Consider the following 9016-nt stretch of genomic DNA (forward strand, 5'->3'; position numbering starts at 1 on the left):
CGATGCCGCCCCACTCCAGCCTCCGCCTGGCGACCACCAGCGCCGGCCTGCGGGTCCGTTCCGGCGATCTGAACGACCTGGACGTGCAGACGGTCAGCGGCAGCGTGGAGGCCAAGGGCGTGCGGCGCCTGACCGCCAACACCACCAGCGGTTCCATCGATGTCGACTCGGTCGAGTCCTCCGTCGCGGTCACCAGCGTCTCCGGCGCCGTCGAGATCGGCGCCTACAGCGGCAGCAGCTTCACCGCCAACTCCGTCTCCGGCGCCATCCGGATGACCGCCACCCCGATCGCCAGCGGCTCGGTTGCCGCCCGTACGGTCTCCGGTTCCATCACTACCCGCGCCGCCACCCACCTGGACGTCCGCGCCCGCAGCGTCTCCGGCCGCATCGACACCCGCTGAATCCGCCCCGGGGCGGCCGCCAGGTCGCCACACTCAGCCGGCCGCCCCGGGCCCCTCTCACCCCGCACCACCGGTCCCCGACCACGGAGCAGCCCATGACCCGCACGAACCACCTCGACAGCCGCCGCCTCGCCGGCTTACGCCGCACCTTGACCAGCCTCCTGGACCGGGCGTCCACCCCCGTCCTTGGCATCGGCGTCGCAGCCGGCATCCTCACCCAGGCCAACAGCTACCTGCACCTCGGCCCGCACTGGTTCACCCGCGCCACCGACACCCAGATCGCCATCACGATGCCCATCGCCCTGGTGAGCTGCGTCCTGGTCCTGCACCTGCTCATGGCCGCGGCCGCCGAAATCACCAACCCGGACGCCAACCCCGACCCGTGCGAGATCGCCGACGACGACGCTGACTGGGCATGGCGCGCGGCCCTGTCGGTCGGCCAGCTGCGCGACACCGTGCAGCGCGGGGTCCGGCAGGAAGGCAAGGCGTTCGAGATGCTGCAGGACTCCTGCCTGCTGCGCGAGGTCCACCTGCTCCTGGGTGAACTCGCCGACCGCTACCAGGATCGCGAACTTGTCACCACCGGTCCGGTTGCCGGCCTCGTGTCGACCGCCGACCAGCTGATGACCGAAGACCTGCGGGCCTGCTCCGAGTACGTCCGGCAGGTCGCGGTGATCCTCGGCGACGAGGAACTCATCACCGGCCCCTACGACGCCGACGGCCTGGTGCCCGCACACGACGCCCAGTTGTAGATCCGCCCCGGGGCGGCCGCCAGGTCGCCAAACTCAGCCGGCCGCCCCGGGCCCCCTTGACCCCGCTCCAACCGGAGCAGGAGGAAACCCCATCCTCCCCGATCCGCGACGGAGCAACCACCATGAGCCCCCGCCCCGAACCCGAAGTCCGCAAAGCCCTCAAAGACCGGGTCGCCGCCGCCCTGATCATCCGCGATGCGGCCAAGGAAGAAGCCGAGCGCACGTTCTGGACCGGCATCGCCGCCGAACTCGACACCGGCTACTTCGGCGCCCAGGCCGACATCGCCGAAGCCCTCGACCTCACCCGCGACTACATCCGCAAATCCGTCCAGCGCTACGCACCACCCGTGAAGAAGACGACGGCGAAGAAGCAGCCTCCCGCCACGAAGTAGCTCACCCGCTCTCGCCCCACCCCCCGGGGGCGGCCGCCAGGTCGCCAACTCAGCCGGCCTCCCCCGGGCCCCACGATTCCCGCCCCACCGCCACAGGAAGGCCCCGCCATGCCCGCAACCGTCTTCGGCGCCGTGTTCATCGCCCTGTTCGTCGCCCATTCCGTGGGTGACCACTGGGTGCAGACCTCCCACCAGGCGCAGGCCAAGGGCCTGCCCGGCTGGCCCGGCCGCCTCGCCGACGCACGCCACGTCCTGGGCCTGACCCTCACCAAGGGCATCACCCTGGCCGCCGCCGTCCTCGCCCTTCACCTGCACGTCACCGCCCTGGGCATCACCGCCGGCCTCGCCCTGGACGCCGCCAGCCACTGGTGGGCCGACCGCCGCACCACCCTGGCCCGCCTCGCCCAACTGACCGGCAAAACCGAGTTCTTCTCTCTCGGCACCGGCGCCCACCCCGCCGCCCCGGTCACCGCCCAGGGCACCCCGGCAGCCCACCTGGGCACCGGCGCCTACGCCCTCGACCAGTCCTTCCACCACCTGTTCCTGTTCATCGCCGCGCTCCTCATCGCGACCGTCTGAACCGGGGAGCCGACATGACGACCCTGCCGACCCGCACGCAGCAGATGGACACCGCCGTCGCCGGAATCCTCACCCACCTTCACCGCCTGCAGGCCGCCGCCGACACCGACAACCCGGCCGCCCTCGCGCACGCCCTGCGCCTGATCCACGATCACCGCAACCGCGACACCGGCGTACTGCGCGCCCTCTACAACGTCCTCGACACCCTGGCCGACGCGGTGCGGGACGTGGACATGGATGCCGAGCAGGCCGTCATGGCCGGGGACTGGCTGGACGACGCCGCCGCCCACGCGGAGAACGAGGTCGGCGAGCGCATCGACCGGGCCCGCACCATCCTGGCCGACGCCGCGGCCGCCATCACGGTCGGCGGGGTGCCGCAGCGATGACGACCACGACGACGACCCTGCCGACCACGTTCTGGTCCCAGGCCGCCCTGGCCGCCGCAGTCGATGCGGTGTTCGCCGACGCGCTCGCCGCGGAACTGGCGCCCACCCTGACCGACGCCCCGGTCCGCCCGGCGGTCGTCCTGCCCACCCTCGACATCCTTCTCGCCCAGGCCGGGATCGTCACCGGCCCCAGCGCCCCCGACCCCCGCACCCCCTCCCGCACCGCGCACCTGGCGAAGGCCGGCGGCCGCCTGGCGGGCCGCGCCGCCTGGTGGCTGCTCAAGGCCGCCGTGTACGCCACTGCCGTGATCCTGCGCGAAATCATCGTCACCAGCTGGCACCTGTTCTTCGGCACCGACCGCACCCGGCAGGCGTCACCGGCTCGCCCCGCCGGCCGGGCGATGCTGCCCAGCGACTTCCTCACCGCCACCAGCCAGCACATCACCGCAGCCGGCTGGACCCGCTTCACCCGCCAGGCGCCGGGCGGCGCCGTATGCGTCCTGGGCGCCGAACGCGTCCTGCTGCGCACCGGATCCGGCACCCCGGACACCGCCGCCCGCGCCAACGCCCACCTGCTGCAGGTCACCGGCGCCCGCACGGTGCCCGGTTTCAACGACGGCTTGACCCGCCGCGAATCCCAGATCCACGCCGCCCTGCTGAACGCCGCCGCCCGCGCCCGCGCCGCCGGCGAATAACGCCCTGCACCGCCAGCTCCCGACCCAGGAGAACGCCATGCAGATCACCGTCGACTCCCACCAGACCGGCTTGTTCGGCCAGCGCCGCCTGCAGCGCGACGTCGCCCGCCTCGCCGAACGTGCCGCCGACATCGTGCAAGGCCGGTGCGGTCGGTTGCCGCAGGTGCGCCTGACCCTCACCCACGAGCGCGGCCTGGCCCACCTCGCCACCGCCGCTGACGCCGCGTTCGCCCCCGGCGCGAACCTGCTGTCCAAGGCACGTCAGGCCCGCGGCCAACGGCGCGGTGCGCGCGGCGCGTTCGGCATCACCGTTCTGAACCCGGCCGGCGGCATCCACATCATCATCAACGTCGCCCTGGCCGAAGCCGCCAACGAGCTGGCCGTCACCGTGCTGCACGAGCTGGTGCACGCCGTGCAGCTCAACGCCCCCGGCGCCCGCGAGCTCCACATCCGCGACATCCACCACGCCTACGGCGTGACCCGGTGGTCGCGGCGCGAAGAGCGCGACTACAACGCCCTGGTGGACCGGCGCGAAGCCGAAGCGCGCGGCCTGGAGCACCTCGCCGCGCAGCTCTGACCCGCCCGACCACCGCCCGGAAAGGCCCGTCATGCTGCTGCACCGAGACCCGCAGAGCGCCCACCACCTCATGGGCCGCAGCCAGACCTTCGACGCCATGCGGGAGTTCACCGCCCGCTACCTCGAAGGCGCCACCGGCACCGTGCACGCCGACCGGAACGTCAGCCAGCGCGAAGCGGCGTGCGGGCAGGTACTCGCATGGTCCAGCCGCGCCGGTTACCTGCCGACCCGAGTCCACCTGAGCGCGGCCACCACCCACCAGGCGGGCAGGCCCGCCGTCCTCGAGGGCTTCCTCACCGATCCGACCGCCCTGCACCAGCTCCTGTCGGGCCTGCACACAGCGGGTCTGGCCGCCGTGGTCCACGCCTCCGGCAGCCCCGGCCCCGTTCATGGCATTCACACCCTGCCCGGCTGCGAGCCCTTGTTCACCATGGGCCAGCACCTGACCGTGCAGCGCTTCGGCCGCCGCCTCGCCGCCGTCCCCGGCCAGCAGACCGGCGAGGTATGGCAGGTCACCGCAGTCGCCCCCACTGACGGCCAGCTATGGACTGTGCTCCGCCAGTTCAGCGGACTCGACCGCTACGTGTGGTCCGAGACCGGCACCTTGACGGTGAACGACGTCGACCTGTCCGGCAGCGGCGACGACGTCAGCGGCATCTACACCCGCCGCTTCACCCACCCCAGCGCGCCCGGCGTGGTGGCCGGCGTCCACCACTACATCTGCCCCGCCGACCCCGGCCACCTCGTACGGCGGACCTTGTCGGTCGGATGGGACGACGCACACGGCCACCGCCGCCTGGTCAACGAACACCAGGTCAACCGCCTGGGCTCCGGCGCCTGGTGCTCCACCTGGGAGGCCGCCGACACCCTGGCCCGCGACCTCACCCAGCGCCTGCGGCCCGGTGACATCAACCACGGCGCCCCACTCGACCACCGCCACAGCTTCGACCTGCCGTCCTGGCTCAAGCCCTGACCGCACCACCTACCCGGCTGCCATCCCGCCGGCCGGGCGCATCAACCGAGAGGAGATGAGGACATGAACGGAGACCCGTACCTGGTGACGTTCGTCCTCCAGGACCACGACGAGACCCACACCCAGCTCTGCTACGTCATCAAGGGCTGCGCCAGCGGCAGCGTCGCGGAACAGCGCGCCCGCCAGCTCGCCGACTCCCCCGCCGAACGCGCCGCCCGCCACGGCCGGCCCCTGGCCCAGCACTGCCAGGTCCGCCGCGCCGTCACCCTCATCAGCCCCGGCTGGTAGCTCCGCCCCGGGACGGCCGCCTGGCCGTCAACCGCACAGCCGTCCCGGGCCCACCCACCCGCAGTACAGCGAACAGGAAGGGCACCATCATGCCCGCTTTCGCCTTACGCCAGCGGCGGCTTCTCCTGATCACCGCCGCGCAGAAGCAGCAGTTCACCGACAAGGCCGCCGCCGACAAAGTCGCCAAGAACGCTCAGCGGAGGTGGTTGTAATGGCGAACAAGACGGCGTCGAATCCGCCGAAGGGCCAGTGCCGGCAGTGCTGGTACCACGCCTACGCCAGCCGGGAAGCGCACGCGGGGCTCGCACCCCGCGAGGACTGCCGGCCTTGCGTGGACCACATGGTCAACGGCCACCCCCACCACATGATCGTCCGGTGATCGCCGTGAGCAACGTTCCCGTCGGCCTTGCTCCCACCGCCGTACGTCAGCGCCGACTCCTCCTGATCACCGCCACCGCCCTGCCCACGATCGCCGCCTGGGCCCTGGACCACCACCGGCTCGGCACCCAGCTCGCCGCCGCCCGCCGCGACCCGCTCACCGGCCTGCCCACCCGCGACGAATTCACCACCCGCGCCACCCAGCTCGCCGACCGCCACCCCGCCGAGTCGGTCCTGCTGATCGCCGACCTCGACTTCTTCAAGGACACCAACGACGCGTTCGGCCACGGGGCCGGCGACGCCGTCCTGGCCGCGATCGGCCGCCGCCTGCAGGGCTGGACCGGCCAACACCACGGCGTCGCCGGCCGCATCGGTGGCGACGAATTCGTTGCCGCCGCCCGCCTGCAACCCGCCGCCACCATGACGGCGCTGACCGACCTGCAGCACGCCCTGACCCGCCCCGTGTCCTGGGACGGCCAGCACCTGCCCGTCGCCGTGTCCATCGGCGCCGCCCAGACCCGCGACAGCGACTTCGCCCAGGCGATGCGGGCGGCCGACACCGCGATGTACGCCACCAAGCACACCGGAGCCCCCCGGCTCTGGGCGCCGTACGACACCCCCGCCCCGAGCGTCAACGGCCGCCGCCAGGGCCGCCGCGGCACCCACCTGGACCCGGCCGCGGTTGCGGCACCCGCTGGAAGGACCCCCGCTGATGACTGACCTCTCCCCCCGCCTGGACACCATCCTCGGCGCTGAAACCGCCGCCCAGCTCGTCCACCAGCTCACCGCCCACCTCGCCCACACCGACGGCCTGCCCGCCGACACCGCGTTCCGGCTGGTGTGCGAGCGGATGGCCGACGGCGACCCGCTGCTGCTCGCCGCCCCGGGCCAGGTCTGGGTTCGCCACCCCGACACCGACCCGGGCGACGTCCCCGCCCACCGTCTGGCCGTCCGCGACCGGCTCACCGAACCGCCCCGCGTGATCGTCACCTGCCTGGACGGCGACGCGATCGGCGAGAGCGACGAACTGCTCCTGGACGTGCTGCACCTGTACCAGCTCGAGTCCTGGCAGCCGATCGACGTGTGCGCCCCGTGGATCGGCGACCTCCGGTGACCGCCGTCGCGGTGCGCCTGGCCCCGTTCCCGCCGCTGACCGGCGCCGAACCGTGCCGACGGTCGGATGTCGATCCCGAGCTGTGGTTCAGCGCCAGCGCCCTGGACCAGGCCGAGGCGGCCGACCACTGCCGCTCCTGCCCGATCCGCTCGCAGTGTCTCGCCTATGCCCTGGACCACCCCACCGAGACGTCCGACGGCGTGTGGGCGGCCACCACGCCCAAACTCCGTCGCGCCCTGCGCCGCCAGTTCACCGACACCGCCACCGACTCCGAGGAGACGTCATGACCGCAACCGCCACCCGCCCCGGCACCCAGGACCCGGTCGCCCTGGCTGTCGAGATGCTCAAGAACAACATGCCCGCGGCCACCGTCGCGGCCGAGACCGGGCTGAGTTTCGGTGAGGTCGTCGCCGCAGCCGAGGCCGCCGGCATCACCCGCACGCCCGACCTCACCGCGCTCGGCAAGGAGATGGCCGAGGCTCTGGAATGGGGCCGCCGCCACGACAGCAAGAAGGTCCGCGCTCTGGCCGACCGGGCCCGCGCCGCACTGAACGAGCTCGCCCGCTGGCGCCGTAACGAGTCCGTGGCCACCGAGGCCGAGACCGAGATCGCCCGCCTGCGCAAGCAGCTCGCCGCCGCCGAGGACAAACTGCGCGCCGCCACCGGCAAGACCCCCTCGCCCACGGCCGCCTACTCCAAGGCCCAGCGTGACGAGATCCGCCAGTGGGCCCGTCTCAACGGCCACACCGTCGGCGACCACGGCATCATCCCCGCCGCCGTCCTTGGGGCCTGGCAGAACGCCCACCGCAGCCGATGACCACCCGCTCCCCCGGCTGTCCCGCACGCCGCGCCCTTCCCCCTCGAACTCCCCCCAGCCCTCGTAAGGAACCCGATGCGCATCAGCGCCACCATCCGGCCCATCCACGCCGACCAGAGCGTGTGCACCCACCGCGTGACCAGCACCGGCAAGCCCAAAGAAGCCAGCTGCACGGGTCGCGCCGCGTACACCGCCACGTGCTCGGCCGGCGACTGGACCCAGACCGGCACCACCAAGGCCGCGCTGGAGTACAGCCGCGACAGCCACCTGCGCAGCCACATCACCCAGCCCGCCACCGCCGCCAGCAACGCCTGAAGGAGTCCTGCCGCATGAAGCTGACCGTGCACCCCCGCGCCCTGGCCGACGCCGTCACCGTCGCCGGCCACGCGCTGCCCGGCCGCCCGCCCGTGCCGGTGATGGCCGCCCTCAAACTGCACGCCGAAGGCAACACCCTCACCGTCACCGGCTACGACTACGACACCTGCGCGAACTCCGACGCCCCGGCCGTCGTCACCGACCCGGGCACCGTCCTGGTCCCGGGCCGGCTGCTCACCGACATCGCCCGCACCCTGCGCCACGACGACATTCACATCACCACCACCGAAACCCTGCTGGTCCTGGAGTCGGGCGCCGCCCGCTTCACCCTGCGCACCCTCCCGCTGGAGGAGTACCCCCAGCTCCCCGACCACCCCGGCATCTCCGGCAGCCTCCCCAGTGCCGACTTCGTCGCGGCGGTCGCCCAGGTCGCCCTCGCCGCCAACCGCGACGACACCCTGCCCGTCCTGACCGGCGTGCAGCTGACCGCCGCCGGCGACACCCTGACCCTGGCCGCCACCGACCGCTACCGCTTCGCCGTCCGCACCCTGCAGTGGCGGCCCAACGACCCCGGCGCGTGCGGGCAGGCGCTGCTCCCCGCCAAGGCGCTGCTGGAGACCGCCAAAGCCCTCGCTGACGACCCCAGCGTGTATCTGGCCCTGCCCACCCAGTCTTACGGCATCACCGGATTCACCAGCGACACCCAGCGCATCATCCTGCGCGGCCTGGAAGGCGCACTGCCCCAGTACGACAAGCTCTTCCCCACGCAGTTCGAGGCGCAGGCCGCGGTCAACACCGCCGAACTGGCCGCCGCCGTCAAGCGCGTCGCCCTGGTCGCCGAACGCAACACCCCGGTCCGCCTCACCTTCACCGAGGGCGTCGTCACCCTCGAGGCCGGCACCAGCGACGACGCGCAGGCCGTCGACGGCACCGACGCCGCCTACACCGACCACTCCGGCGAGCACCCCACGTTCGGCATCGCCTTCAACCCCCAGTTTCTGCTGGACGGCCTCACCGCGATCGGCCACGAGACCACCCACTTCGCCTTCACCACCCCGCACAAGCCCGCCGTGCTGCGCGCCGACAGCGGCCCCGACGCCCGCCTGCAGTACCTGCTGATGCCGGTCCGCCTGTCCGGCTGACCCCGCCGACAGGGCGGCCCAGCCCGGCCGTCCCGCCCGGCGGTCCTTCCCTCAGCGGCCCGGGTCGGCTGCCGGCCCATTGTCCACGGACAGTGGGACATCCGGGTGAGCGGACAGTTCAGGTCCTCGTGTGCGGACAGCTGATCTCCCTGTCCGGTATGACTATTTGTCCCTCGGTCGGGCTCAGGCCAACGGGGTGACACCCTG

General features: G+C 72.7%; 17 protein-coding genes. All 17 read left to right on the plus strand.

The features are described 5' to 3' along the window. The first annotated feature begins 2 nt into the window (after positions 1–2). The 17 genes from QMK24_RS33985 (at position 3) to dnaN (ending at position 8809) form a co-directional block, all read left to right on the plus strand. Positions 3–401 (plus strand): DUF4097 family beta strand repeat-containing protein, encoded by a 399-nt coding sequence (locus QMK24_RS33985; RefSeq protein WP_283470722.1) that lies wholly within the window; start codon positions 3–5, stop codon positions 399–401. A 95-nt stretch (positions 402–496) separates the two neighbouring features. After that, the gene (locus tag QMK24_RS33990; protein WP_283470723.1) at positions 497–1153 is read left to right on the plus strand and encodes a hypothetical protein; all 657 of its coding nucleotides are present in this window, start codon (positions 497–499) and stop codon (positions 1151–1153) included. Positions 1154–1275: 122 nt separating this feature from the next. Beyond that, a complete protein-coding gene (locus QMK24_RS33995) occupies positions 1276–1545 on the plus strand; it encodes a hypothetical protein (RefSeq protein WP_283470724.1) in 270 nt (89 codons plus the stop codon). A gap of 108 nt (positions 1546–1653) precedes the next feature. Further along, positions 1654–2124: a transcriptional regulator gene (locus QMK24_RS34000; RefSeq protein WP_283470725.1), complete on the plus strand. Its 471-nt coding sequence runs from the start codon at positions 1654–1656 to the stop codon at positions 2122–2124. A 14-nt stretch (positions 2125–2138) separates the two neighbouring features. Continuing rightward, entirely contained in the window at positions 2139–2510 is a 372-nt protein-coding gene (locus QMK24_RS34005; RefSeq protein ID WP_283470726.1) for a hypothetical protein, read from the plus strand. Beyond that, a complete protein-coding gene (locus QMK24_RS34010) occupies positions 2507–3205 on the plus strand; it encodes a DUF6197 family protein (protein ID WP_269289005.1) in 699 nt (232 codons plus the stop codon). Before QMK24_RS34005 ends, QMK24_RS34010 begins: the two co-directional genes overlap by 4 nt. Positions 3206–3242: 37 nt before the next feature. Then, positions 3243–3782 carry a hypothetical protein gene (locus QMK24_RS34015; RefSeq protein ID WP_283470727.1) on the plus strand — a complete coding sequence of 180 codons (540 nt, stop codon included), beginning with the start codon at positions 3243–3245 and terminating at the stop codon, positions 3780–3782. A gap of 31 nt (positions 3783–3813) precedes the next feature. Then, on the plus strand, positions 3814–4755 hold the full coding sequence (locus tag QMK24_RS34020; protein ID WP_283470728.1) for a hypothetical protein: 942 nt from the start codon (positions 3814–3816) through the stop codon (positions 4753–4755). A 63-nt stretch (positions 4756–4818) separates the two neighbouring features. Further along, on the plus strand, positions 4819–5043 hold the full coding sequence (locus QMK24_RS34025) for a hypothetical protein (protein ID WP_269289001.1): 225 nt from the start codon (positions 4819–4821) through the stop codon (positions 5041–5043). A gap of 89 nt (positions 5044–5132) precedes the next feature. Next, entirely contained in the window at positions 5133–5255 is a 123-nt protein-coding gene (locus tag QMK24_RS34030; protein WP_283470729.1) for a hypothetical protein, read from the plus strand. Next, on the plus strand, positions 5255–5422 hold the full coding sequence (locus QMK24_RS34035; protein ID WP_269288999.1) for a pRL2-8: 168 nt from the start codon (positions 5255–5257) through the stop codon (positions 5420–5422). The genes QMK24_RS34030 and QMK24_RS34035 overlap by 1 nt, the downstream gene beginning before the upstream one ends. Continuing rightward, the gene (locus QMK24_RS34040; protein WP_283470730.1) at positions 5419–6141 is read left to right on the plus strand and encodes a GGDEF domain-containing protein; all 723 of its coding nucleotides are present in this window, start codon (positions 5419–5421) and stop codon (positions 6139–6141) included. Before QMK24_RS34035 ends, QMK24_RS34040 begins: the two co-directional genes overlap by 4 nt. Continuing rightward, on the plus strand, positions 6134–6535 hold the full coding sequence (locus QMK24_RS34045; RefSeq protein WP_283470731.1) for a hypothetical protein: 402 nt from the start codon (positions 6134–6136) through the stop codon (positions 6533–6535). The genes QMK24_RS34040 and QMK24_RS34045 overlap by 8 nt, the downstream gene beginning before the upstream one ends. Then, on the plus strand, positions 6532–6822 hold the full coding sequence (locus tag QMK24_RS34050; protein WP_283470733.1) for a WhiB family transcriptional regulator: 291 nt from the start codon (positions 6532–6534) through the stop codon (positions 6820–6822). The genes QMK24_RS34045 and QMK24_RS34050 overlap by 4 nt, the downstream gene beginning before the upstream one ends. Further along, positions 6819–7352 (plus strand): Lsr2 family DNA-binding protein, encoded by a 534-nt coding sequence (locus tag QMK24_RS34055; protein ID WP_283470734.1) that lies wholly within the window; start codon positions 6819–6821, stop codon positions 7350–7352. The genes QMK24_RS34050 and QMK24_RS34055 overlap by 4 nt, the downstream gene beginning before the upstream one ends. A 75-nt stretch (positions 7353–7427) precedes the next feature. Then, on the plus strand, positions 7428–7667 hold the full coding sequence (locus tag QMK24_RS34060) for a hypothetical protein (protein ID WP_283470735.1): 240 nt from the start codon (positions 7428–7430) through the stop codon (positions 7665–7667). Between the two features lie 14 nt (positions 7668–7681). Next, positions 7682–8809, plus strand: a complete 1128-nt coding sequence (gene dnaN, locus QMK24_RS34065) for a DNA polymerase III subunit beta (protein WP_283470736.1) — start codon at positions 7682–7684, stop codon at positions 8807–8809. The last annotated feature ends 207 nt before the right edge of the window (positions 8810–9016 follow it).

It is taken from the genome of Streptomyces sp. PH10-H1, assembly GCF_030063355.1.
Taxonomy (GTDB): Bacteria; Actinomycetota; Actinomycetes; order Streptomycetales; family Streptomycetaceae; genus Actinacidiphila.